The following is a 25,460-nucleotide window of genomic DNA, read 5'->3' on the forward strand; positions in this document are numbered from 1 at the left end:
GTCATTTATCGCACTTATGGAACAGAAAAAACAGTACTCTGAGTGTTTTCTGTTTTTGTTGCATAATAATCTCACGCATATATGAATTCAAAACCACAATATATCTCCTTATTTCAATAGATAATTATATCAATATCGTGTAGATATTTCCGTTTACTAGTTGTGATTATTTTGGATTTTTCGTGAAAATGACTTGCTCCTTGAATTAGATATCTGTGATTGTATGTACACAGCCTTATCCGGACACATCTCGGCATTAGTCCTTAAACGCAGGAGTTTTTGTTTGTTATCACAGAATCGGCAACTATTATTTTGCTTTTCTCATCTGGAGGAGAGCCATAGATTTATCCGGTACTTTGTCGGAGATCTGAGCGCAGCAGATAACAGACTGCGCTCAGATCACCTAAAAATTCACTAAATTTGTTAGCTTTCTTACAGATTTAGTTGATTAATTTGCACAACCTGTTTTTCCTGCACATCATGTAAGCTATTGTGTTTATAATTAATAACAAAAATTATGATTAGAATTGCACTTATTGACGACCACGTCGTTGTCCGTTCCGGCTTTGCCCAATTACTGACTCTTGAGAATGATCTTGAAATCGCCGGACAATATGGCAGCGCCAACGAAGCCTGGCTGGATTTACTCCGGAACCCTATTGATGTTGCGGTGATGGATATCGCAATGCCGGATGAAAGTGGTTTGCATCTGCTCACCCGGTTACGGCAAAAACGGCCTGATTTCCGTACCATTATTCTCAGTATTTATGACACCACAGCATTTGTACAAAGTGCGCTGGACGCCGGGGCTTGCGGCTATCTCACCAAACGATGCGGCCCGGAAGAGTTGGTGCAGGCAGTACGCTCCGTCCATAAAGGCGGTTGTTATCTGTGTGCTGATGCGCTGAAAGCACTGCGTCAGACACCACAAGATATTAAAGCGCTGCGAGTTCTGACCCTCAGAGAACGGGAAATATTTGATCTGCTTATCAATGGCATCAATGTTAAAACTATCGCAGAGCAACTCAGCCTCAGCCCCAAAACCGTTCATGTTCATCGGGCCAACATTCTTGGCAAATTACAGTGCGATAGCACTATCGATCTGGTTCATTACGCCCTGCAACACCAGATTCTAACGGGGAACCCATGAACGTTGGATTACGATTTAGCCTGTTATCACTGTTTTTGCTGATTTTCTATTCACTGAGCTGGCTTGCTCTGTGGACCATCAGTTTCTACCTGAATGATAACGGGCAACAAGCCACACTGCTTCTGCCACAAGGATTACGGCTGGCACTGTTTATTCTACTGGGCCGTCGCTACCTGCCAACCTTATTAGTCACCGAAGTTGTCATCTTACTATGGCTCGGCAGTGAACAGCTTATTACTGACAATATCATTCTGTTATCGCCATTTCTCAGCCTGATACCCACTGTTATGGTCCAGCGGATCTGGTGGCGCTATACCTTGTATTGGCAACGGCTCTCTATTCTGCTGGCAGGCGTCGCCACCAACAGTGTATTACAGGCAACCTGTTTGGGATTGACTCTGACCGCCGGAGCCAATCACTTACTTCTTACCTCACTAACGGGTGGTGTTTTGCTGTCACCTTTTGTTTATCTGATCTATGAATATCTGCGTCAGCAACAGTTGAGAAATATGCTGGATTCTGACTATTCTGATCCACAGTTACGTACTTCCCTGCTGATGTGGTGCTGCCTGTTCTGCTTACTCGGGCTGAGTGCCCAGATCTTTATATCACCAGAAATTGAGAGTCTTTTGGTGATACTGATATTTATCCCCAATGTATTTATGGCCTATCGTTATGGCTGGCAAGGTGGCGTACTGGCTGCTTTATTGGGCAGTCTAATGATCACGTCAGCCTGGCAATTCAACGGGGCTTTTGACGATTTAGGTGAACTGGAAATGTTCCTGACCATTCAAGCGCTATTGGGAATCGGACTTGGGATAGCTATCAGCCGTCAGCAGCAACTCGCCGAAAACCTACAACGCTATCGTGAACGACTGGAGCAGGAACTGACCGCCCGCCATATCCTGATGAAGAAGCTAGTTCATACAGAAGAGGATGTCTGTAAAAGTATTGCCCGCGAGTTACATGATGAAATTGGTCAGAATATTACTGCCATTCAGATTCAGGCAACATTGGTAAAACGGACTGCCACTTCCCCAGCAACAGAAATGATCGCAGAGCAGATCAATCATCTTGCTCAACAAATTCATCAATCCACCCGTCAATTACTGCGCCAATTGCGGCCTCCGGTTCTGGAAGAGATGTCTTTAGAAAAAGCACTCCACCATCTGATCAATGAGTTCGCCTTCAAACAGCAGGATATTGATTGCCAGTTGAATTACCTGCTCACTCAAAATCCAGCGAATGAAACGGTGGTTTTTACCCTTTATCGTCTGGTTCAGGAATTGCTGAACAATATCAGTAAACATGCTAACGCTAGCCGAATCAATATTACGTTGCGACAACGCAGAGATGTGATTGAACTCAGAATCAGTGATAACGGAATCGGTATCACTGAAGATAAAAAGCAAAGCGGCTTTGGTCTTCAAGGCATTGAAGAACGTATCCGGGCACTAGGCGGAGACTGGCAGTTAAGCAATGATAACGGCACACGCATAATTGTTAACCTGCCCACAAATTTTGATGAAAATTAGATGTAACTAAGAATTATTCTTAGTTACCTAAAACCTTACCCCATCCATTTTGATTAATTTTTCTTTACATTCTCTTTTCATGGAGGAATCGCGCATGCCAGCCACCAGCCAGGAACAGATCTCACAACACTATCGCTACTGGCGTAGCCGTTTGCTGATTTCCATGATCATTGGCTATGCCGCATTTTATCTGACGCGAAAAAGCTTCAATTTTGTCATGCCAGTTATGCAGTTGGAATTAGGACTCGATAAAGGAGATATCGGCTGGATAACCAGTCTGTTTTATCTGGCTTACGGCGGCTCAAAATTTGTTTCCGGTATATTTCATGATCGCACCGGCTATCGCTGGTTTATGGGTGCCGGATTAATGATGACTGGTGCATTGAACATTATGTTCGCTTTTTGCTCATCATTTTCTGCCCTACTGATCATCTGGACACTGAACGGCTTCTTTCAGGGCTGGGGATGGCCCCCTTGTGCAAGATTACTGACACACTGGTACTCCCGCAATGAACGAGGCTTTTGGTGGGGATGCTGGAATATCTCCATCAATATTGTCGGCATCACAATCCCGATGTTGTCAGCTTTTCTGGCAACAACTTACAGCTGGCAAGCTGCTTTGATGATGCCTGGAATTATCGGTATTTTACTGGGTATCTGGCTCTGCTATCAGCTATGCGACATCCCACAGCAACAAGGTTTACCCAGTATAGGGCGCTGGCGACAGGATTTACTGGAACTTCGGCACGAACAGCTATCGCCGCCCATGCCGATGATGCAGATACTGAGAGATACGATTCTGATTAACAAAACTATCTGGCTGTTGGGGTTCTCCTACATTCTGGTCTACCTCATCAGAATGGCGATTAATGACTGGGGGAATCTGTGGTTGTCAGAAATACATGGCGCTAATCTGCTCAGTGCCAATGCAACACTTTCACTGTTTGAACTCGGTGGTTTGGTAGGAGCACTCTTCTCTGGTTGTGGATCGGATTTACTGTTCCGTGGTCAGCGCGCTCCAATGATCCTTCTCTTCGCTCTGGGATTATTTATCTCTGTTACCGCATTGTGGCTAACCCCCATACATCACTATGCACTATTAGCAGTCTGTTTTTTCAGCATTGGTTTTTTTGTTTTTGGCCCGCAAATGCTGATTGGGTTGGCGGCAACAGAATATTGCCATAAACAAGCCGCCAGCACGGTCACTGGTTATTTGGGATTGTACGCCTATTTGGGCGCTGCAATGGCAGGCTGGCCATTGAGCCAGGTGGTTGCACACTACGGGTGGTCAGGAATATTTGCTCTGCTCACCGTCGCATCCGCCATGATGGGTTTGCTATTAATGCCTCTGTTAATGGCAGACATTAGTAAAAGGGAACATATGGCAGGGATAACATTGCCATTTTCCAATGATAAGAAGATCTGAATAAAAAGGACAAAATAATGAAACTGAAACCTCTCTCTACACTCATTGCAACAGGTCTGGTCCTTGCTGCATTTACCAGTAATGTTCAGGCCGCTGGCCGTTTGATCGTTTATTGCAGTGCAACTAACGCCTTATGCGAAGCTGAAACCAGAGCATTCGGTGAAAAATACAATGTAAAAACAACTTTTGTCCGCAATGGTTCAGGTAGCACCCTGGCAAAGATTGAGGCAGAAAAACGTAATCCACAGGCTGACGTTTGGTATGGCGGTACACTGGACCCACATTCTCAGGCGGGTGAAATGGATCTGCTAACCGCCTATAAATCCCCTAATCTGACACAAATCATGCCGCAGTTTCGCGATCCCGCCAAACGTAAAGGCAACTACACCTCTGCGGTTTACGTCGGTATTCTTGGCTATGGCGTCAATACCGAACGTCTGAAAGAGAAAAAGATCCCGATCCCAACCTGCTGGAAAGATCTGACAAAACCGATATATAAAGGTGAAATTCAAATTGCTGACCCTCAAAGCTCCGGTACGGCTTACACCGCACTGGCAACTTTTGTCCAGTTATGGGGCAAAGATCAGGCATTTGATTACTTGAAAAAACTGAACGCCAACATCTCTCAGTACACCAAATCCGGTGTCGCCCCTGCACGCAACGCCGCTCGTGGTGAATCTGCAATTGGCATCGGTTTCCTGCATGATTACTCATTGGAAGTCGAAAATGGCGCACCACTGAAACTTATCGCACCATGTGAAAGTACAGGCTATGAAATCGGTGGTGTCAGTATCATCAAAAATGCCCGCAATATGGACAACGCTAAGCTGTTCGTTGATTGGGTACTATCCAAAGAAGCACAAGAACTTAGCTGGAAAAAAGGTAAAGCCTATCAAATCCTGACCAATACCACAGCGAAAGCTTCTCCTCTGGCACTTAAATTGTCCGATCTAAAATTGATCAATTATGACATGGACAAATTCGGCGCCAGTGATGTGCGTAAAGAGTTAATCACCAAATGGGTGACAGAAGTGAAAATGGCTAAATAAGGTCAATCAAGGGCGGATCACTCCGCCCTTAGAAACTATCCATCAGGCTTATTCGATTTTTCCACATGAATAACGCCTGCGGGGATAAATTCTTACTGCTGCTATCTCACGATAATAATAAAAAAGAGGGAAATTATGTCTCACACTTTTATTTTGCCTATCAGACAGAAGCGGGATGCTGTGTTCTGGTGGATTGCCCTGGCGTGGTTGTCTTTCGCCCTTTTACCATCATGGAGCCTGGACTACGGCCTCTTCGATTCTACTCAAGATGAAATTCTCTCCTCCTATGGCTGGAACGGATTAAACCTTAGCTTACTGTGGTTCCTGTTACCGTCAGTACTGCTGCTGCGCCCACTGATACCAGCAAACTGTAATCAGCGTAACCGCCACTATTTCGATGCGGGTTATGCCTTATTATGTGCCTTGTTGGTCATTATCAGTGCGGCCCTTATCGGACGTGGACTAGGCTACTCTACAATTATCCTGTTTATCTCACTAGGCGCGATTATCACTCTGGCCCTGACTCGCCTTGAATGGCTAGGAGGGGACAGTTTTGTCATTGGCTCACTGGTCACCGTTGTTGCCCTGATCGGCGTATTTATTCTTTATCCAAGTATCGCCATTTTTATTCCGATGTTTACCGATGATGCCGGTCAGTTTGCTCCGTTCGCTTTTATATCGATACTGGAGCAGCCACATATTATTCAGGTTATCACGAACTCTATTTTGCTCTCTGTGTCCGTTGCTATAGGCTGTACTTTCTTTGGTCTGGTGCTGGCAATTTACACCTCCAGAATTGCCCGCCGCTCCGCTATTATTGGCCGGGTATTCTCTATTTTGCCCATCGTCACACCACCCTTTGTTGTTGGTTTAGGTGTCACATTGATGATGGGCCGCTCCGGTTACATTACTGAGTTTATGGCAACCTGGCTCGGCCTGACCAACACCAATTGGCTGTATGGTTTTACCGGTATCTGGCTGGCTCAGGTACTGGCTTTTACGCCAATGGCATTTATGATCCTTGATGGTGCCATCAAAACCATCCATCCCTCGCAGGAAGAAGCCTCCTATACCTTGCGCGCCAATCGTTATCAGACTTTTTTTAATGTATTCATACCACTGCTGAAACCAGCACTGGCGAACGCTTTCCTGATTGTGATTGTTCAATCACTAGCAGATTTTAGTAACCCACTGGTGCTGGGGGGTAGTTTTGATGTACTGGCAACTCAAATTTATTTCTATATCACCGGCTCTCAACTTGACTATCAAGCTGCTAGTACTCTCGGCGCTTCGCTTCTGGTTTTCTCTCTGCTGATATTCTGCGTCCAGTATATGTGGATTGGTAAACGCTCCTATGTCACAGTTTCCGGCAAATCCTATCGTGGTGATGTACAACCGTTGCCAAATTCGCTGGTTTGGGGTGTCTGTACCATCCTGTTTATCTGGGTTGTATTCAACATTCTGTTATACGGCAGCATCTTCTACGGCAGTTTCACCGTCAACTGGGGAGTAGATTACACCCTGACTTTGGACAACTTTATTAAGCTGTTCGGTCAAGGAATGCATGACGGCGCATGGCCTTCATTACTGGATACCCTACTCTACGCCGGTATCGCTGCCCCCATCACCGCGATCTTGGGTTTGCTGATTGCTTATATTGTTGTGCGGCAGGAATTCCGTGGTAAGAAAACTATTGAATTCACTACCATGCTGTGCTTTGCCGTACCAGGCACGGTTGCAGGGGTTTCCTACATTCTGGCCTTCAATGATTCACCTTTTTATCTCACCGGAACCGCAGCTATTGTCATCATCTCCATGACTATGCGAAACGTACCGGTAGGTATCCGTGCCGGTATTGCCGGTCTTGGGCAGATTGACAAATCATTGGATGAAGCCTCGCTGAGCCTGCGAGCCGGATCGATGAGAACCATTTTCCATATTCTGTTGCCGCTACTGCGCCCGGCAATTCTATCAGCACTGATTTACAGCTTTGTCCGTGCCATTACCACCGTCAGCGCTATTGTATTCTTAGTCACACCTGATACCCGTGTAGCAACCGCTTATATTCTGAACCGGGTGGAAGATGGTGAATATGGGGTTGCTATCGCTTATGGCTCTATCCTGATTGTGGTCATGCTGGCCATTATTTTCCTATTTGACTATTTGATTGGTGAAGCTCGGGTTTCTCGTTCTAAAGCCAAAAATGTACAGTAATCACGGAGTAAGGACATGACACAACAAAATTTTGTCGAACTGAAAAATGTAACTAAACGGTTCGGTAGCAACACCGTGATCGATAATCTGGAGCTATCTATCCCGCAAGGGCATATGGTCACACTGTTGGGGCCGTCTGGTTGCGGTAAAACCACCGTATTGCGTTTAGTTGCCGGGCTGGAAAAACCCAGCGAAGGCAAAATTTTCATTGATGGTGAAGACGTTACAGATCGTTCTATTCAGCAACGAGATATCTGTATGGTATTCCAGTCCTACGCCCTGTTTCCGCATATGTCGCTGGGAGAAAATATTGGCTACGGTTTAAAAATGCTGGGGAGACCTAAAGCGGAGATACGTGAACGGGTTAAGGAAGCACTGGAATTGGTCGATCTGGATGGTTTTGAAGATCGTTATGTTGATCAAATCTCCGGCGGACAACAACAGCGTATTGCCCTTGCTCGCGCCTTAATCCTTAAGCCCAAAGTACTGCTTTTCGATGAACCACTGAGTAACCTTGATGCTAACCTACGCCGCAGTATGCGTGAGAAAATCCGCGAATTACAGCAACAATTTAACATCACCTCGCTATATGTTACTCATGATCAAAGTGAAGCATTTGCGGTTTCCGATACCGTGTTGGTGATGAATAAAGGCAAAATCATGCAAATTGGCGCACCACAAACGCTATATCGCCAGCCAGCATCTGAGTTTATGGCGAGTTTCATGGGAGATGCCAATATCTTTCCTGCTACTTTGGGCGCTGACTATGTGGAAATTTTCCATTATCGCCTGCCACGACCGGAAAACTTTACCAGCACTCAACAATCAGTAACGGTAGGTGTCAGGCCAGAAGCTGTGACTCTAAGTCATCACGGGCATGCAAGCCAGCTCTGCACCATCAGCCATGTGGCTTACATGGGGCCACAATATGAAGTGACTGTAGACTGGCAAGATCAAACTTTGCTACTACAAATCAATGCCACCCAATTGCAACCTAATGTTGGCGATAATTACTATCTGGAAATTCATCCATTTGGGATGTTTATTTTGGCAGAGAAAAGTAACTGTTAATTTGATTGTAAAAAATCCTGACTTTCAGATCAGAAGGCCGCCATACGGCGGCCTTGGCCCTCAAGAATGCTTTTCGATTACCAAATTCTGGTCGCTCACACCGATGTATTGGCTTGGCTTAAAGAACCCGTGTTCATAATTTTCTTTGCTAGTATTAATAGTATTATTAACCTTGGCAGACCTGATTAAATAATAGGAGTAAGCGCGTGGAATGGGTGATTGGTGGAATAATTTTATTGTTGATTCTTGGCGTGATCTTTAAACCAAGTAGATGTGATATTTGTAATGTTAATTTCAAAAGAAAATATTACACGTGGGAAATTGAAGGTAAAAAACAGCATTTATGTCCTAACTGTAATAGCAAAATGGACAGAAAAATTAGCTCTAGAAAATTTAAAGATAGGTTTGGTTAATTATTCAATATATTATTTTTTTCAGCCACCTAAGTGATTTTCGACACAAACCAACCAAATGACACCAGCAGATACTGACGTCACTTTTTATAGGTTTATTGCTGAAAGTGACGTCATAAAAAATCCATAATCGGACCCGCATATCATCGTATACAGGGATATTTTGCATAGGGATCACCATCAATTAGATGAAATATAAACAAAATATCCACTATAAAATAATTCGTCAATAATAAGACGTTGTTACTCAACAATTTATCATAGATAACTATAACTCAGAGTCTCTGTACGCCTGATTAATAATGGCTTTTGCCATCCATTTAGTGATTTCAATAACTTTTGCGTCATCCATATGCCAGATATCTTTCATCACCAAAAAAACTTCGGAACCATAAATCAGGGAAAAAGAACGAATGACGTTTTCCAGAGTGTCCGGTGGAAAATGCCTTTTTAATGGTTCAACAACCATCGAAAGGATCTCTTTACGGTGCCCACGAACCAATTTCTTTTCCTGTTTATCCTCAGATGAACGCCCCTGAGCCCATTGCTGTAATGAAACTAAAAGAGCGGCTCTCAATGCACCTTCATGTTGGAACATCCGGGGATAGGCAAAATCCAATAATTCAATAATCCGCTCCTCCGTATTTTCACTAGAAGGCTTCCAAGTGAGGATCGGCCCAAGGCTAGCACTAACGATTGCATCAATTAAATCGCTTTGCGTCGGAAAATAGCGGTATGCCGTTGCTCTGGAAACCCCTGCATGTATTGCCAATTCGGAAACTGAAGGTATCGCTCTCTGCTCAAAAAGTTCCAATGCAGCATTTATCAGCAATGTATAAGTTTTTTTCCGAGTACCAGTAAAATGAGGTTTAGTATTCGAGTCCATCATTGCCACAACTCTTTCACAATAAGATTCTCTATATCAGCGTATGGTTAAAATATTTTTTCGACATCATCACTCTACTTAATTACCTACAAAACGCCCAAATTGATTCAATTTATTTACAAATAAAATGAGATGATAGTCTCAATTTGATGATATAACAGTGATACTCAAGTCTCACATTGACTATAATCTGTCCATAAGTTAGTCGCCAGCACCAAGGGAAATATTCATAATTATAATGAAAAATAACCACGGCTATATTTATATTGCCACCATTTTTGATACCAAGAGTGCAGAAATCTTCTACGTCAGGGATCTGATAGAAAAAACTGGCCTTGCCGTTCGCACTGTGGACTTGACGACTAAACCTGGCCCACTGGAAAGAGGCGCGGATATTACTTCACTAACAGTAGCAGAGCATCATCCACAAGGCAAAGAAGCCGTTTTCTGTGGTGATCGGGGTAAAGCAATTTCCGCAATGGCAATTGCCTTTAAAACTTTTTTATCAAGACAAACTGATATTTTAGCTATTCTGGGGCTAGGGGGTTCTGGTGGGACAGCCCTGATTACACCCGCCATGCAGTCTTTACCTATAGGTATACCAAAACTTATGGTTTCTACCATGGCTTCCGGTAATGTTTCTGGGTATGTTGGGGTTAGTGATATCGCTATGCTGTATTCAGTCACTGATGTATCTGGCCTTAACCGTATCTCTCGTCAGGTATTAAAAAATGCGGCCAACCAAATTGCTGGCGCAGTTTATTTTCATGAAGAGAGCAATATCGAAGATAAGCCTGCTATTGGCCTGACAATGTTTGGTGTGACAACACCGTGTATACAGTTGCTGACCAAAGAGCTGGAACAGCAATATGACTGTTTAGTTTTCCATGCAACCGGCAGCGGTGGCAAAACCATGGAAAAACTGGCCGAAAGTCGCTTACTTAACAGTCTGCTTGATATAACCACAACTGAAGTCTGTGACTATTTATTTGGCGGTATTCTGGCCTGTGATGTTGACCGTTTGAGTGCAATAGCCCGCACAAAAATACCTTATATTGGTTCTTGCGGGGCGTTAGATATGGTGAATTTTGGTCATCCGAATACTATTCCGGGACACTATAAAAACAGGCAATTTTACCGTCATAATCCCCATGTAACATTAATGCGCACCACACCAGAAGAGAATTATCAAATGGGAATTTGGATCGCTGAAAAACTTAATCAGTGCGAAGGAAAAGTGAAATTTATTATTCCTGAAGGTGGTTTTTCTGCTCTGGATATTGAAGATGGACCATTCTGGAACCCTGAAGCGACTCAAGCATTTATCAACGCTTTCGAGTCTACATTTATAGAAATGGAAAATAGACAACTGATTAAAAGTTCTCATCACGTGAATTCATCTGAATTTTGCCAACAAGTGATCAGCGAATATCAGCAAATGATGAATTCAGTTGTATAGATAGTCCAGAATTGAAACAGGAGGAAAACTTAATGAACCAAAATACTGACGATAATGCCAGTACAGAAGCGGTATTGACACTGAAAGATTATGTACAACTAATTAATGACTAGGCAAAAAGTTGCCAAAATAGGGCATTCTGATGCTATTGTTCTATTAGCCGCGATTTCTACGGCACGTCTGTCGAGTAATCGCACTAAAAGAGTAAAAGTAGCCAAATACTCGTGTTCCAAAGGGAAGCCACAAGAACTTCCTGTTAATAATCGAGTCATAACATATTGGAAGTTAACAAACTAAATTAAAATATAAATATACCTGCTTTGTTTTCTTCCTTTCGGAGCATATTTCCGTCAACACCAGGCTCCTGCGGCCCCCACCGCAGGAGTTTTTTTATGGATATACAGGCAATTAAAACTTGATAAGATATATACCCTTCATCTTTCAAGCTGCTGCTTTGTTGGCTGCGTTCACTTACCCCAGTCACATAGTTATCTATGCTCCTGGGGATGCGTTCTCTTGCCGCCGCACTGCAACTTGAAATCTATTGGGTATATAATATTTCGCTTCGCTCTCAATGAGAATTTAGGGGAGAATTCCGCAGTTTTGTTAAAACTCCCCAATTTAGTCTCATCGGATTACAAACAATCAGCCAAATAATCAAATACCCCAAGAGTAACACCAGGAAATGAACTGGCGATGGCAAAGTTAAAACATAGGGTCAACAATAGATTCAGTGCCCTCCTGTTATCAACCCTACATTTTCTTATTAAATATTCTCATATTTAGCGATAATCATGTCTCTTGCGTATAATGTACTTATTTTCTCTTCTGTACCAGATTCGATTATATCAACAGGTGAAAAAAAGGCGCCTTTTAACCAAATGTTTTTTCTTAGCCAAAGAAGAGTATCTTCGTAGTTTAAATCACCTATTTTTTTATATATCTGTGATGCATATATATAACCGAGCATATAGCATGGGAAATAACCCAAAAAACCTGCGGCCCAATGGATATCCTGCATACATCCATTTTTATGATCTTTCCCTGAACTTATACCTAATAATTTAAGAGAAAGTTCATCCCATAATTCAGGTATATCATTAACCGTTATATTTTTATTAATCAAATCTTTCTCAATTAAATAACGTAAATAAATATGCTGCAAGTAATGTATTTCATCTGTATTTATCCTGGTTTCATTAAGTTTTAATTGCAGCAAGTGTTTTCTTATACTACTAGCTGATATATTTAATCCGTATTTCACTGTTTTTTTTGATAAATAATTAATAAAAGAATCAGAATAACCATAACACATTTCAAAGAATAAACTCTGACTTTCATGTATTCCAATAGAACAAGGATAAGATACAGGCATGCCTAAAAATTCATTAGGAAGATTCCTTTCATATAGAGAGTGTCCAAATTCATGTAAAGAAGCATAGATTCCACCCATGAAATTAGAATCTGAATATCTATTCGTGATTCTTATATCATCTCTGGTTCCACCACAAAAAGGATGAGCGCTGACATCTAATCTCCCTCTGGAAAAATCAAATCCTAGTTCAGAAAGCATCTCTTTATTTATCTTTATTTGCGTTCTAATTGGAATTTTCTGATTTACATTCCTATTTAATGAGTTTGATTTAAACCGTTCTGCTAAACCAGGTAGCCACATCTGAATCTCTTCAAAAAGATTATCTAACATATCCGTCTTCATCATTGGCTCATACTCGTTCAATAATGATTCATAGGGGCTGGTACCTGAAGCTTCAGATAAAATATCGGCTTTTTCTCTTATTAATTCGACTAATTGTGTCAAATCTTTTGAAAACCCTTGCCAATTATTTATTTCTTTATTTTTAACCCATGAATATTCACACTGACAGGTAATCTTCTTTATTTCTTTTACTAAGGAAATAGGAAGTAGTCGCTTTTGTTCAATTTCCTTTTTAGCCGAGAGAAGAGCCATTATTGTGATATTATCCAGATTATCATCTAAGAGTAATTTTTCTACCGCATCAAAAATAACTTGTGATGTCTTTTTTTCATGAATAATTAATTCTGCCTCTGAAAGCGCTTCTGCCCTTGCTAAGAAGCTATTCTCAGGCATCATAGTAGTTTGATCCCAATAACATATATCCATCAAATGTTCGATATTATATATTGAACGATAGTATTCTTTTATATCAGATAATTCCCTCATTTCTTTTTCCCTATAAATGCTATTATGACACTGGAAAATATAAACAACATGCCAATAAACATATTGCGAGTTATTGATTCATTTAGAAAATAATAGGATATCAACACACTAAATATAGGCGATATAAGTGCAGAATAAGCGGTTAACTCTGCGCCACCACGTTCTATCATGTAAAACCATAAAATATAAACAAGAACACCACTCGCTATCCCCATATATAGAATAGGTATAAAAATATGGGTAACTGTCTGAAAAAACTCACCATTAAAATTAAATATATTAAGGTTTGTAGATAAAAATGGCGTTATAATTATCATTAATAAAAATGAAACAATATTTTGATATAAAACCTTGGAAAATATATCTAACTGAGTGGGTATTTTTTCTGATAAAAAAGTTCCTAATGCCCATGCGAAGGCACTGACTAATATGATGCACTCACCAAAGCTTATTTCTTTTAAGGATATGAATATCAAAACGCCTAATATACAAAGTATAGACACAGTAATTGATCTAAAACTGATTCTTCTGCTACTTATCATTGTCAGAAAAGAGGTAATAGCAGGCATTGTGTATATAAGCACAGATGCTTTCACAGAATCTGTATATTTTAGTGATATGTTATTTAAAACAGGCACCAAGAAAACATTTAAAATACCCAGAGGTATACAAAATAACAGATCATAAAAATTCGGTTTTTTTTTATATAAAATCAAAACCAGAAAAATCAATATTAATACGGATGTAATCGTTGAGTAAAAACGAAAAGGCCATACCCCAATTTGCTCAATAGCTATTTTTGAAATAGGGAATCCGCCTCCCCATAACATTGCTATTAGGATTGCGGAAGAAAGTACTTTTTTATTTCTAGTCATATCTAACCACCAAGGCCATTCTCCTTTTTTTACTCTCAGCGGTCACCATAGACACAAAATGAGGTATTTCCTTTTCACTGGTATCGAAAATCAATGTCGTCAAATTATATGGAACTAATGTATCCGTGATAAATTTACGCTCATTATCCAGAATAACCGTTAATCCTCCATGGTTTGGATTCCAATTATCAGTCAAATTTATTACTATGCCAAAACTTTCTCCCGGGTCACAATGCGTCGTTAAAAAATCTCCTTTATCAAATCTGTTTAAATATAATAAAGCCATTTTCTTTATCTCTCTGCCTGTTATTGATGTAAGAAATGACTTGAATTTTTCGCTATCTACTATGTTTTTTATCTCAGAAAAACAGGTTATTTTTTCACTCCTGTCATTATCAGGAAGTCGCCTGAAAGAAAATGAAAAAATACCATTATTATAATCTTCAATTGAAATTGATTTTTCCCTTTCAATTTCCTCTATACTATTCTCACTCAAATAAAAATCATGCTCTCCATACCTATTCTTTATAATATAAGACCACTCACTGTCACTAATTGAATTAAAATTATCTGAAAAAAAAGCAAACTCAGGAAAAAATTCATCTATTGAAAAACTCACATAGCCTTTATTCTTAAATGCTGAGTACAGATCTTTAATTTTCATCAAATATGTACTCCTCTCTGGTTTTAAAATCTCTAAGCGAGATATAAAGCTTTTTACCGACAAGAGCAGGTTCATCATATCCAGTGATTATTTTTACTACCTGATCAGCAACCAACCCAGACATTGCAGCTAATGATGGTGCACTTTGCCACGCATTAACCTTTCTATTACCGTCTAAGAATTGTTGCTTCATCCTCGCTTCCTGGAATTTCTTTACATCATTATTTTCACTATAAAATTGCTTTTTAATGCTTTTCTTGGCATCAAAATAAGTCTTCTCTTGCCCATTATTTAAATAAATTGGCCCAACGGATATCTCGAAAGGATCACCTCCCAGTTCTATGACGGGTATATTTTTATTACAAGCCAATTCATGTACTATTCCTTCAACCGTATTTTTCCTGAAATAACCCAGGCTGGCCCATGCAAGTAAAACTAAATCAACACCATCCAACATCTCTTTAAGTCTATTTTCATCTGTTGTAGCAAACTCAAAATACTTTTCTACATTCGTGTATTTATTGTGCCTTTTTATCCCCTCCTCAGCCGCATCGACTTTATTTTTTCCAATATCATCAAAAGTATAAAGAACTTGCCTGTTCAAGTTAGATAATTCAACATCATCTCCATCAACAATTCTTAACGTTCCCACACCAGCTAACGCTAATTGCAATGAACACCAGGTTCCCCATCCCCCCATACCAAGAACTAAAATTCTACTTTCTTTTAATCTTTCTTGATACTTTATAGAATTTATATTCTCGTTATCTATTAAAGAATATTGAAGAAGTTGCCTGTCGTATAACTCAATTTCCTGTGATGTAAGAATATCTGAGAATATTGCGTTATCTTCAATAAGCCCAAATGAATTTAATTTTTCAATAAAATTGACGATTTCATGCTCATTTATTTTATACCCCATATGTGAAATTTCTTTTATTATTCTTGGGATCGTATGAAAACCATCAAGTTTAGATAAAACAACTTTCACCCATTCTGGCGGATTTTTAATAATTTGAGATTTCTTAGGCACTTCACCTATACAAATATCACCATCATCAGAAAGGATGATGTGATGAGAGCGCTTAATTAACGGCTTAGTAATTCTCATATTAATTTCCTACAAAAGCCGCCATTAGGCGGCTTTTATCTAGTTCTTATTCGAGTTCAATGGATTCTTCTTCAGTGTACATAGCTTTTTCTTCGCTGATAGAAGAGATACGTTCTTCGAGTTCTACGAAAGACATTTCTTGATTCATGGTATATACCTCAATTAGATTATTACGTTATGTTTCCCAGTGTTAACCATTTAATTACAACTAGCTAACAAACAAATTAATAATATAAAAATAATTAAAGTCAAGAATTTTTCTTAAACTCTAGAAAAAATATCAAGCTATGATAGTTTCTTTTCAAAAAACATGATAATTTATAAAGAGTTATATGATACTAAGCTATTTAAGTCATTCTAATAATTACAAATAGTAATCATCAAAATGACAAATGGTTTTTGAAAAAAACAATTTCATTAAATAAGTTATTCCCATTTAATATTAAAAAAAGCATTAACAGTCTAAATAATAAATATATTTGTAATTTCTTAAAAATATATTTGAAACTGACTTCCTATCCTATTGGGTATATTTATTTATCTTTATTATCAGGGGTAAATATAATAAGAAATCAAACTGGCTGGGACAATTACGCCGATTTTAGGATTGATTTATACCCAATAGATTTCAAAATGGATCGCGACGAATGGTCATAAATAACTGGCGTTGTAATCTGTTTATCATCATATCACCTCGCTAAATGGTACATTTTTATTTCCGTATACTCCGCTCCTTGAATCAATTGCAGAACGAAATTTAATCACACCTATTTTTTTATCATCTTGTTGATAATACGTTTAAATTACAATTAAAACTTTATGAAATTATTTAGATAAATTTAACTATAAACACCCTTCGAATAAAATTTAATAAAACGGTCAAACATAACAACATCAAAAGAGATAACAAGATAATAATGCAATCACAGATTGAATAAATCCATCTGACATACATATCGCCAAACATGAGTAATTGATTAAAAAAATCATATAAATGATATTTTATAATGAAAAAATTTAACTTATCTATTAATTTAAACATTCATTTAAGTATTTAACACTATAATATGGAACTAAATATTTCACTATCATCTGACTTAAATCTCCTTGCAAGTAAATAGTGGCGGTATCTCAATCATAAGTATACACATCAGCAAACTATTTTATGGCTACAAGCACATTATCTTTATTCCCTTACTGTTAACCATTGAATAAACCATGTAGAATAGATGAATATTTTCTGAGTACGCCGCATCTTAAGAAACAATTAATTTTACCTTTTTCAATCAGCAGGTTTTTCAAATGCATCAAACCGATGTTACTGAGCGTTCGCTCTTTTCATTAAGCTGGCCAATTTTTATTGATATTCTTCTCCATCTGGTCACTTTATTAATTAACACCTACATGGTGAGCCATGTTTCTACTTCTTACCTGGCCGCTATGGCAGTTGGTAATCAAGTATTTGACCTGTTTATCACTATCTTCAATTTTATCAGCGTCGGTTGCAGTGTCGTTATTGCTCAGTACATTGGTGCAGGCAAACGTGATAAAGCCAGTCAGGCAATCCATATTTCTATTGCATTTAACTTCTTGCTTGGGTTCACTTGTGCGCTGATTACTATCTTCTTAGGCTATAAGATCCTACATATCATGAACATGCCTGAGCATCTAATGAAAGATGGTTTTAGCTATCTGCACATTCTGGGTATTTGTCTGATCCCTGAAGCAATTTCGATTATTCTGGCAGCTTGCCTGCGAGTTTATGGGAAATCCAAAGTAGCCATGTATGTCACGTTGATTGCTAACTTGCTGACTGTACTGGGTAATATGATTGTCCTGTATGGCTTCTTCGGGTTGCCTAAATATGGTCTGGAAGGTGTCGCCTGGTCTACGGTCTTTGGCCGGATTGTTGCTGTGATCTTGTTATTCTGTCTGCTCAGTTACGGCTTGCGGATTAAATTTACGCTGTCGGGTTTCCTGCTCTGGTCAAAGAATATGTTGGGTAAAATCTTACATGTCGGTTTACCCGCTGCGGGCGAAAACGTTGTGTGGATCTTACAATATATGGCTGCCATAGCCTTTATTGGCTTGATGGGTGAAACCGCACTGGCAGCACAAACGCTCTACTTCCAGCTATCGCTGTTTGTTATGTTATTTGGTATCTCCATCAGCATTGGTAATGAAATCATGGTCGGCCATTTGGTCGGTGCCAAACGGTTTGAAGACGCTTATATTCGTGGCCTCAACAGCCTGAAAATTGGTTGTATCGTGACCGTTGGGGTTGTCACCGCTTTCTGGCTGTTCAGAATACCGATCTTGCATTTTCTAACGCAAGACGAATCCATTATCAAACTTTTATTGCCATTATTCTTACTGTCTGTATTTATGGAGCCTATCCGTACTGCAAATATCGTTATGGTAAACGCATTGCGCGCATCCGGTGATGCCCGTTTCCCGTTATATACTGCCATGTTCTTTATGTGGTGTGTGGCTATTCCGGTGGGATATTTTCTTGGGATCAAGATGGAAATGGGTATCTTAGGTATTTGGATCGGTTTCTTCTGTGATGAATGGCTCCGTGGGTTCATTAATACATGGCGTTGGAAATCCAAAAAATGGCAAACCAAACGATTAGATATTTAATCAACAATCACTAATCATCAAAAAACAATAAAAAAATAATGGTGATAAGAAGCAGGATGTTGCTAACTGCTCATTATCACCATTTATACCCGTTATCTTTCAAGTTGCCTCTTTGTTGGCTGCTCTCACCCCCGGTCACATCGTTATCTATACCCTTCATCTTTCAAGCTGCTGCTTTGTTGGCTGTGTTCACTTACCCCAGTCACAGAGTTATCTATGCTCCTGGGGATGCGTTCTCTTGCCGCCGCCCTGCAACTTGAAATCTATTGGGTATAGGCTCCCGGGGATTCGTTCCCTTGTGCCGTCGCGATCCATCTTGAAATCCATTGGGTATATACATTTAATTAGCGGTTATTAGCAGTTAAATGTTCTTCTTTACCATAATGCTCTGAACGTGGTCCATAGAGTAAACCTCGGTTACCACCCGCTGTCAGTAGGCGATAACTTGTAATACCCGCAATTTCATGACCTTTATCCGTAATGGTATTCGCGATTTGTGAAATTACCGCTGACACTAACATTCCAATAAGATTACTATTTGAATTATTTTGATTTTCAGTCGATGAAGCGACAGCCCGGCCACTCCACAGTTGCTTGCCACTACGCAGGTCCACCAACTTGGCTGAAGCGGTTACCCGGGTATCACTGTTAATAATCTGATATTGCGTACCGTATTCTTCAATATCCAGATAGAGCGCTGAATCTGCACCAAAAATTTCATGCAGTTTTTTATAACTGATATTTTGAGCATCCTGCCCCACTGTCACGCCATTTTGCTGCAATGTTTCTTCCACAACAGCAACCGGTAAAACATAGTAGCCAGATTCTGCCAGTGGATAAGTCACTTGAGAAATCAGGCTGTGCCCTGCCTTAACTTCCAGAGATTTATTTACCGCCGGCAATACTAGAATAGATTTTGGTTTGCTCTCTTTAAATGCAGTGTAGTCATAAGGGACAGATTTACTACACCCTGTTAGCACAAATGCAGCTAATAAACTTAACGCCACAAGAACACGGTTCATTGCATAGTTCCTTTATTTTTACTTAATAAAAAGTCCATAAATGGCGCTGATTCAGGAAACAATGTTTTCTCTGCTTCAAACTGATGGAACGCTTCTGAAACACGACCGGTCTTGCTATAGAGCAAACCCATCTGTGCATGCAACCCAGGCGGTACTGGTTTAGCTTTCGCTTTCGCTTTTTCAATTACTTGCTGCAAAGCCTGTAGTTGCTCGTCAAATCCCATCTTGTCCTGCTGATAATACTGATAAATTGTAGGTTCGTATTGACCCCACTCATAAATCGTTTTTGGTTGATTGACACAACCTACCAGGACCGTCGCGGCCAGTAATAAGCCCATTTTTTTCATTAATATCATGAGAATATATCCCTAAATTTCTTAATTAGATGGCTTCCATGCACCGGTTTCAATGCTTTCAACCAGGCTATTTACCGCTTCACGAATTGCCAAATCCAGCACTTTACCATTCAGAGTAGAATCATAGCTGGCAGTACCACCGAAACCGATAATTTCACGGTTAGATAATTTATACTCACCAGCCCCAGCTACAGAGAAAACCACTTCAGATGTTTCCACATTCACGACATTCAGCATGACTTTTGAATAAGCCACTTGGGATTTACCCCGTCCGAGCAGGCCCCATAACTGATGATCACCAACTTCTTTGCGGCCAAATTCAGTCACATCTCCGGTAATGACGTAGTTAGCCCCTTTCAGTTTCTGCGACTTGCCTTGTAAGCCCGCTTCGGCTCTCAGCTCTTTCATATTGGTACGTTCCAGAACTGTAAAGCGTCCGGTCTGCTGTAAGTGCGTGATTAAAATCGTTTTAGATTGATTACCCAGACGATCAACGCCATCAGAAAAAATCCCGTTTTGATAACTGGAACGATTTTCAAACTTACCGATAGCAATTGGGCTACGAACGCCTTGATATACCGTGTTATAAGAATTAACTTTCTGTACTTGAACGGTATTGGAAGATTCAGTTGCACACCCGGCTAATATTGCTGAAGCCAAACAAATTGAAGATAAAACCAATTTACCTTGCATAAAAACCTATTCCTGCATAAAAAATTATTCGTCTATCTACCTGATCTCAACGATAAGATGAAAAAACTGGCAGATAACATTTCCACTAAAATTCATTTACATCAGAAATTATTATGAATAAGCTGGTGCTGTGTGACCAGCACTTTATGCCAAAACAGTGAAAAAACATCTGTTATATCACATTTTTATTAATTACTTTTATTCACTTAGTGGATAAACTCACATTAACTTAAATTTCAATATAAATATTTCATCAATATTGATATTATTAATTAAACTATTCGCATCTAATGCCACAAATATCTGTTTATTAATGAATGAATATCGTTCAAGAATAACCAGTTAATTAAGTTAAATACGTAAAAAAGCATTTTTCAACATGTAATAACATAATCGAGACAAATATGAATAAGGGAAAATCGTTATCCAATTTGATTTCACTATCTCCACTTATGAAAAATGCGGTATATACACATAAGCCTCTGACAAAAACCGCCAGAGGTTTAGAATTTTTTTAAACATCCTTTCTCTCCGCCGTCTAATACATTATTTTTGCTAGTTACCCGGCTACTTCTTGCATAGATTGAGAGAGGCTTCTGGATTCAGCCAATAGTCATCCCCGAAGATACTTTCCTTTCAATGTACTGCCCGACAAACGACCAAATGGATTCATACCAAAGTACTGAATCACCAGCTTTTTCAGTCGTGAGATCCGCATCGAGGAGATACCATCCCCTGATAATTTGCTTGAAATAGCCTTTCTTGACGAGAAGAGTACGTTGCTTATCCGTGATTGATTTGGAACTGAGCACATTGCCCACAGCTGCATCACTCGCCGCTTTCAGGGCTTCTGCTAACCTTTCGTTTCCAGTTTTTGCCATATTTCCCCCGTCAGATACTCAATAATTAGTTTTTATGAGAATGCAAAATTAGTTTTTACGCGATTACATTTATAGCTTTTACGCTCTTGCATTTCTAGCTTTTACGAGCTTGCATTTCTATCTGTTGTGCCAACCTCAAGTAAACAAAGAGTTTATTGAGTACACGGGTCACCGAACTGATGAAAGCATCCCCAGGAGCATAGATAACTCTGTGACTGGGGTAAGTGAACGCAGCCAACCAAGCAGCAACTTGAAGGATGAAGGGTATAGATAAGAAATCGGGAACTATGTTGCCATACCATATCAATCCGTAAGCTGATTAATATCTATCCTGAACGAAATCAACGAATAATTTTGAATATTACGAATACGGGCACAAATAAATTATCGCGGTTTAATTTCTACCAAATCAAATATTAATTAAGGAAAAAATTAATCCGGTTCAAATATACCACCATCTTATTATCAATTATTCCGTAACATAATAATAAAATAATTTTAATATCATTTTTGATTTTGAAACAAAATTACCCATATTTAGCAACAAAATACTCTTTATGATAATATGGATAATAATAACCTCAGGTAGTTTATAACTCATCAATGCAGTGGGTTCTCCTTGATACCCAGGAATGTTTTGAATGAAAAACGAGCCGGGCTATGAAAACAATTTCGCCTTATTCATCAAGGTGTTATTGCATCAGAAGTAAAGCAATGTCGTCATTCAAAAAATAAAGGAGAAGACCGATGCAGGTCAGCAGAAGAAGTTTCTTCAAGATCTGCGCAGGTGGTATGGCGGGAACAACAGCCGCCGCGCTGGGATTTGCTCCATCCATTGCGCTGGCTGAAACTCGCCAGTACAAGCTACTGCGCTCACGTGAAATTCGTAATAACTGCACTTATTGCTCTGTTGGCTGTGGCATTCTGATGTACAGCCTGGGTGATGGTGCGAAAAACGCCAAAGAAAGCATTTTTCACATCGAAGGTGATCCGGATCACCCAGTCAGCCGTGGCTCTCTGTGTCCGAAAGGTGCCGGAGTGCTTGACTATATTCGCAGTAAAAACCGCCTGCAATACCCCGAATACCGGGCTCCGGGTTCTGATAAATGGCAACGTATCAGTTGGCATGAAGCCATTGAACGGATTGCTCGTTTGATGAAAGATGACCGTGACGCCAATTTTATTGAGAAAAACGAAAATAATGTCACCGTCAACCGCTGGCTGACAACCGGTATGCTCTGCTCCTCTGCCGCCAGCAATGAAACCGGTATCCTCGATCAGAAATTCACCCGCGCAATGGGCATGATCGCTATTGATTGTCAGGCGCGTCTTTGCCACGGTCCGACAGTATCTGCGCTGGCGCCAACGTTTGGCCGTGGTGCCATGACCAATAACTGGGTTGATATTAAAAACGCTAACGTTGTCCTGATCATGGGCGGAAACGCAGCTGAAGCGCATCCAGTCGGGTTCAAGTGGGTTATTGAAGCCAAAATTAAAAACAACGCCCAAGTGATTGTGGTTGATCCACGTTTCAATCGCAGTGCTGCAGTAGCGGATTTCTACGCGCCAATTCGTGCCGGTTCAGATACCGCTTTCTTACTGGGCGTGATCCGCTATTTGATAGAGAATAATGCTATCCAATCTGAGTATGTTAAAGCTTACACCAACGCCGGTTTAATCATTCGTCAAGATTATCAATTCGAAGATGGCCTATTCAGTGGCTTTGATCAAGCCACCAAAAGCTACGACAAATCCTCATGGCATTACGAAACCGATGAGCAAGGCTATGCAAAACGAGATGACACACTATCTCATCCACGTTGTGTATGGAACTTACTAAAAAATCACGTTGAACGTTATACTCCAGAACAGGTTTCCAGCCTGTGTGGGACTTCAAAAGAAGATTTCCTCTACATCTGTTCCCAACTGGCAAGTACCGCAGTCACCAACCGCACCGCAACCATTCTCTACGCACTTGGTTGGACTCACCATACTGGCGGCGCTCAAATTATCCGCGCGGCTGCTATGGTACAACTACTGTTAGGTAACGTAGGAATGCCGGGCGGCGGTGTAAATGCATTACGTGGTCACTCCAATATTCAGGGCTACAGTGACCTCGGTTTACTGTCTCTTAACTTACCCGGCTATCTGCCTTTACCAAGTGAAAAACAGGAGAATCTCACAACCTATCTGGCACAAACAACGCCGAAAACCATCGTGCCAAATCAAGTTAATTACTGGAAAAATACGCCGAATTTCTTTATCAGTTTATTGAAAAGCTTCTGGGGGGAGCACGCCACAGCAGAAAATGACTGGGGTTATGACTGGCTCCCAAAATGGGACAGAAGCTACGATATCATGACACAAGCTGAGTTGATGGCTCAGGGTAAAATGAATGGCTACATTGTCCAAGGTTTTAACCCTCTAGCGGCATTCCCAGATAAAAACAAGTCCAGTAAGGCACTATCAAAACTGAAATATCTGGTCGTGATCGATCCGTTGGTCACAGAGTCATCTAACTTCTGGCAAAATCACGGCGAGATGAATGATGTCAATCCAACTGATATTCAGACCGAAGTTTTCCGTCTGCCCTCCTCCTGTTTTGCAGAAGAAAACGGATCAATTGCTAACTCAGGTCGCTGGCTACAATGGCACTGGGCCGGCGCACAACCACCGGGAGAAGCGCTGCACGACGGTAAAATTCTTGGCAAGTTGTTGCTACGTCTGCGTGAACTCTACCGAGCAGAAGGTGGCGCTTACCCTGAACCGATCATGAATCTGTCATGGGATTATCAAGATCCTGAAGATCCAAAACCAGAAGAAGTTGCCCGTGAAGCCAATGGTAAAGCCTTAGCAGATATTAAAGATGAAAACGGCAATATCATGCTGAAAAAAGGCCAGCAACTTTCCAGTTTCTCTCAACTAAAAAATGATGGCACCACCGCCAGTTTCTGCTGGGTCTACACCGGTTGCTGGACCGAAGAAGGCAACCAAATGGCACGCCGCGATAATTCAGATCCCTCTGGACTGGGTTGTACTCCGGGTTGGGCCTGGGCATGGCCGCAAAACCGCAGAGTGCTCTACAATCGTGCATCGGTTGATCCACAGGGCAAACCGTGGGACCCAAATCGTCAGTTAATCAAATGGGATGGTAATAAATGGAGTGGCTTTGACGTTGTTGATTACAGCAATGCCGCACCGGGAACCCATGTCGGACCGTTTATTATGCAGCCAGAAGGGGTCGCTCGATTATTCTCCATTGATAAAATGGCTGATGGCCCTTTTCCTGAACATTACGAACCCATTGAATCACCTATCGGCACAAATCCACTTCATCCAAATGTTATCTCTAACCCGGTTGCGCGGATCTTTCATTCTGATGTCGCTTATATGGGAGAAGCCAATGAATTTCCTTATGTTGCAACCACTTACTCCATTACCGAATTGTTCCGTCACTGGACAAAACATGCCCAGCTTAATGCCGTAGTTCAGCCCGAACAGTTTATTGAAATCGGTGAAAAGCTGGCGGCAGAAAAAGGCATTATTCAGGGGGATGAAGTCAAAGTGTCTTCCAAACGCGGTTTTATCAAAGCTAAAGCCGTTGTTACCAAACGAATCCAGCAACTGACTATTAATGGTCAGCCAGTTGAAACCATTGGTATTCCTTGCCACTGGGGTTTTGCCGGCGCAACTCGCAAAGGTTTTCTAGCCAATACGCTTACACCTTCCGTGGGTGATGCCAATGCACATACACCGGAATACAAAGCGTTTTTAGTGAATGTGGAAAAGGTATAACAGGAGCGAAAATT

General features: G+C 40.6%; 20 protein-coding genes and 1 pseudogene. 10 read left to right on the forward strand and 11 right to left on the reverse strand.

Annotation, left to right across the window (positions count from 1 at the left end):
* Positions 1-517 precede the first annotated feature (517 nt).
* The 7 genes from EAE89_RS08520 to EAE89_RS08550 all read left to right on the forward strand — a co-directional run bounded on the left by EAE89_RS08520 (position 518) and on the right by EAE89_RS08550 (position 8,858).
* Positions 518-1,150, forward strand: coding sequence for a response regulator (locus tag EAE89_RS08520; RefSeq protein WP_054475923.1), 633 nt, complete (start codon positions 518-520; stop codon positions 1,148-1,150).
* Positions 1,147-2,685 carry an MASE1 domain-containing sensor histidine kinase gene (locus tag EAE89_RS08525; protein WP_054475925.1) on the forward strand — a complete coding sequence of 513 codons (1,539 nt, stop codon included), beginning with the start codon at positions 1,147-1,149 and terminating at the stop codon, positions 2,683-2,685. The genes EAE89_RS08520 and EAE89_RS08525 overlap by 4 nt, the downstream gene beginning before the upstream one ends.
* Before the next feature lie 94 nt (positions 2,686-2,779).
* The gene (uhpC, locus tag EAE89_RS08530) at positions 2,780-4,111 is read left to right on the forward strand and encodes an MFS transporter family glucose-6-phosphate receptor UhpC (RefSeq protein WP_214085689.1); all 1,332 of its coding nucleotides are present in this window, start codon (positions 2,780-2,782) and stop codon (positions 4,109-4,111) included.
* Positions 4,112-4,128: 17 nt separating this feature from the next.
* Entirely contained in the window at positions 4,129-5,160 is a 1,032-nt protein-coding gene (locus tag EAE89_RS08535) for an ABC transporter substrate-binding protein (RefSeq protein WP_172908952.1), read from the forward strand.
* Positions 5,161-5,295: 135 nt separating this feature from the next.
* Positions 5,296-7,374 (forward strand): ABC transporter permease, encoded by a 2,079-nt coding sequence (locus tag EAE89_RS08540; RefSeq protein WP_214085690.1) that lies wholly within the window; start codon positions 5,296-5,298, stop codon positions 7,372-7,374.
* Positions 7,375-7,389: 15 nt separating this feature from the next.
* Positions 7,390-8,445 carry a ferric ABC transporter ATP-binding protein gene (gene fbpC / locus EAE89_RS08545; RefSeq protein ID WP_149616569.1) on the forward strand — a complete coding sequence of 352 codons (1,056 nt, stop codon included), beginning with the start codon at positions 7,390-7,392 and terminating at the stop codon, positions 8,443-8,445.
* A gap of 206 nt (positions 8,446-8,651) precedes the next feature.
* Positions 8,652-8,858: a hypothetical protein gene (locus EAE89_RS08550; protein WP_214085691.1), complete on the forward strand. Its 207-nt coding sequence runs from the start codon at positions 8,652-8,654 to the stop codon at positions 8,856-8,858.
* Positions 8,859-9,126: 268 nt separating this feature from the next.
* Here EAE89_RS08550 and EAE89_RS08555 read toward each other — a convergent pair whose 3' ends face one another.
* Positions 9,127-9,747: a TetR/AcrR family transcriptional regulator gene (locus EAE89_RS08555; protein ID WP_054475938.1), complete on the reverse strand. Its 621-nt coding sequence runs from the start codon at positions 9,745-9,747 to the stop codon at positions 9,127-9,129.
* A gap of 235 nt (positions 9,748-9,982) precedes the next feature.
* Here EAE89_RS08555 and EAE89_RS08560 point away from each other — a divergent pair, with 235 nt between their 5' ends.
* Positions 9,983-11,203: a Tm-1-like ATP-binding domain-containing protein gene (locus tag EAE89_RS08560; RefSeq protein ID WP_214085692.1), complete on the forward strand. Its 1,221-nt coding sequence runs from the start codon at positions 9,983-9,985 to the stop codon at positions 11,201-11,203.
* Positions 11,204-11,847: 644 nt separating this feature from the next.
* Here the strand turns inward: EAE89_RS08560 and EAE89_RS08565 are convergent.
* From EAE89_RS08565 to EAE89_RS08590, 6 genes and pseudogenes are all read right to left on the reverse strand, one after another.
* Positions 11,848-11,949, reverse strand: a pseudogene (locus tag EAE89_RS08565) (aromatic amino acid transport family protein); the annotation flags it as partial.
* Positions 11,950-11,969: 20 nt separating this feature from the next.
* Complete coding sequence (locus tag EAE89_RS08570; RefSeq protein WP_214085693.1) at positions 11,970-13,406, reverse strand: carboxypeptidase M32; 1,437 nt, start codon at positions 13,404-13,406, stop codon at positions 11,970-11,972.
* Entirely contained in the window at positions 13,403-14,281 is an 879-nt protein-coding gene (locus tag EAE89_RS08575; protein ID WP_214085694.1) for a DMT family transporter, read from the reverse strand. Before EAE89_RS08575 ends, EAE89_RS08570 begins: the two co-directional genes overlap by 4 nt.
* A complete protein-coding gene (locus tag EAE89_RS08580) occupies positions 14,274-14,945 on the reverse strand; it encodes a 2OG-Fe(II) oxygenase family protein (protein ID WP_149616567.1) in 672 nt (223 codons plus the stop codon). Before EAE89_RS08580 ends, EAE89_RS08575 begins: the two co-directional genes overlap by 8 nt.
* Complete coding sequence (locus tag EAE89_RS08585) at positions 14,935-16,056, reverse strand: HesA/MoeB/ThiF family protein (protein WP_149616566.1); 1,122 nt, start codon at positions 16,054-16,056, stop codon at positions 14,935-14,937. The genes EAE89_RS08580 and EAE89_RS08585 overlap by 11 nt, the downstream gene beginning before the upstream one ends.
* A 46-nt stretch (positions 16,057-16,102) precedes the next feature.
* Complete coding sequence (locus tag EAE89_RS08590; RefSeq protein ID WP_071823668.1) at positions 16,103-16,204, reverse strand: pantocin A family RiPP; 102 nt, start codon at positions 16,202-16,204, stop codon at positions 16,103-16,105.
* A 1,154-nt stretch (positions 16,205-17,358) separates the two neighbouring features.
* On the opposite strand from EAE89_RS08590, the gene EAE89_RS08595 reads away from it, so the two are divergent.
* Entirely contained in the window at positions 17,359-18,699 is a 1,341-nt protein-coding gene (locus tag EAE89_RS08595) for an MATE family efflux transporter (RefSeq protein WP_149616565.1), read from the forward strand.
* Positions 18,700-19,043: 344 nt separating this feature from the next.
* Here the strand turns inward: EAE89_RS08595 and EAE89_RS08600 are convergent, their stop codons facing one another.
* From EAE89_RS08600 to EAE89_RS08615, 4 genes are all read right to left on the reverse strand, one after another.
* Complete coding sequence (locus EAE89_RS08600; protein WP_054475949.1) at positions 19,044-19,721, reverse strand: DUF799 domain-containing protein; 678 nt, start codon at positions 19,719-19,721, stop codon at positions 19,044-19,046.
* Positions 19,718-20,077: a DUF4810 domain-containing protein gene (locus EAE89_RS08605; RefSeq protein WP_149616564.1), complete on the reverse strand. Its 360-nt coding sequence runs from the start codon at positions 20,075-20,077 to the stop codon at positions 19,718-19,720. The genes EAE89_RS08600 and EAE89_RS08605 overlap by 4 nt, the downstream gene beginning before the upstream one ends.
* A 21-nt stretch (positions 20,078-20,098) precedes the next feature.
* Positions 20,099-20,770, reverse strand: coding sequence for a CsgG/HfaB family protein (locus EAE89_RS08610; RefSeq protein WP_054475954.1), 672 nt, complete (start codon positions 20,768-20,770; stop codon positions 20,099-20,101).
* 602 nt (positions 20,771-21,372) lie between these two features.
* Positions 21,373-21,651, reverse strand: a complete 279-nt coding sequence (locus EAE89_RS08615; protein ID WP_214085695.1) for a hypothetical protein — start codon at positions 21,649-21,651, stop codon at positions 21,373-21,375.
* A 747-nt stretch (positions 21,652-22,398) separates the two neighbouring features.
* Here EAE89_RS08615 and fdnG point away from each other — a divergent pair.
* Positions 22,399-25,446, forward strand: a complete 3,048-nt coding sequence (gene fdnG / locus EAE89_RS08620; protein ID WP_214085696.1) for a formate dehydrogenase-N subunit alpha — start codon at positions 22,399-22,401, stop codon at positions 25,444-25,446.
* Positions 25,447-25,460: the final 14 nt, after the last annotated feature.

The organism is Photorhabdus heterorhabditis, assembly GCF_018448905.1.
Lineage (GTDB): Bacteria > Pseudomonadota > Gammaproteobacteria > Enterobacterales > Enterobacteriaceae > Photorhabdus > Photorhabdus heterorhabditis.

Excerpts from the sequence above, each read along its gene's own strand:
- EAE89_RS08540 (WP_214085690.1), top strand. The coding sequence starts at position 5,296 with ATGTCTCACACTTTTATTTTGCCTATCAGACAGAAGCGGGATGCTGTG.
- EAE89_RS08615 (WP_214085695.1), bottom strand. The coding sequence starts at position 21,651 with ATGGCAAAAACTGGAAACGAAAGGTTAGCAGAAGCCCTGAAAGCGGCG.
- fbpC (WP_149616569.1), top strand. The coding sequence starts at position 7,390 with ATGACACAACAAAATTTTGTCGAACTGAAAAATGTAACTAAACGGTTC.
- EAE89_RS08590 (WP_071823668.1), bottom strand. The coding sequence starts at position 16,204 with ATGAATCAAGAAATGTCTTTCGTAGAACTCGAAGAACGTATCTCTTCT.
- EAE89_RS08595 (WP_149616565.1), top strand. The coding sequence starts at position 17,359 with ATGCATCAAACCGATGTTACTGAGCGTTCGCTCTTTTCATTAAGCTGG.
- uhpC (WP_214085689.1), top strand. The coding sequence starts at position 2,780 with ATGCCAGCCACCAGCCAGGAACAGATCTCACAACACTATCGCTACTGG.
- EAE89_RS08560 (WP_214085692.1), top strand. The coding sequence starts at position 9,983 with ATGAAAAATAACCACGGCTATATTTATATTGCCACCATTTTTGATACC.
- EAE89_RS08520 (WP_054475923.1), top strand. The coding sequence starts at position 518 with ATGATTAGAATTGCACTTATTGACGACCACGTCGTTGTCCGTTCCGGC.
- EAE89_RS08585 (WP_149616566.1), bottom strand. The coding sequence starts at position 16,056 with ATGAGAATTACTAAGCCGTTAATTAAGCGCTCTCATCACATCATCCTT.
- EAE89_RS08575 (WP_214085694.1), bottom strand. The coding sequence starts at position 14,281 with ATGACTAGAAATAAAAAAGTACTTTCTTCCGCAATCCTAATAGCAATG.
- EAE89_RS08580 (WP_149616567.1), bottom strand. The coding sequence starts at position 14,945 with ATGAAAATTAAAGATCTGTACTCAGCATTTAAGAATAAAGGCTATGTG.
- EAE89_RS08570 (WP_214085693.1), bottom strand. The coding sequence starts at position 13,406 with ATGAGGGAATTATCTGATATAAAAGAATACTATCGTTCAATATATAAT.
- EAE89_RS08525 (WP_054475925.1), top strand. The coding sequence starts at position 1,147 with ATGAACGTTGGATTACGATTTAGCCTGTTATCACTGTTTTTGCTGATT.
- EAE89_RS08610 (WP_054475954.1), bottom strand. The coding sequence starts at position 20,770 with ATGCAAGGTAAATTGGTTTTATCTTCAATTTGTTTGGCTTCAGCAATA.
- fdnG (WP_214085696.1), top strand. The coding sequence starts at position 22,399 with ATGCAGGTCAGCAGAAGAAGTTTCTTCAAGATCTGCGCAGGTGGTATG.
- EAE89_RS08605 (WP_149616564.1), bottom strand. The coding sequence starts at position 20,077 with ATGATATTAATGAAAAAAATGGGCTTATTACTGGCCGCGACGGTCCTG.
- EAE89_RS08555 (WP_054475938.1), bottom strand. The coding sequence starts at position 9,747 with ATGATGGACTCGAATACTAAACCTCATTTTACTGGTACTCGGAAAAAA.
- EAE89_RS08535 (WP_172908952.1), top strand. The coding sequence starts at position 4,129 with ATGAAACTGAAACCTCTCTCTACACTCATTGCAACAGGTCTGGTCCTT.
- EAE89_RS08600 (WP_054475949.1), bottom strand. The coding sequence starts at position 19,721 with ATGAACCGTGTTCTTGTGGCGTTAAGTTTATTAGCTGCATTTGTGCTA.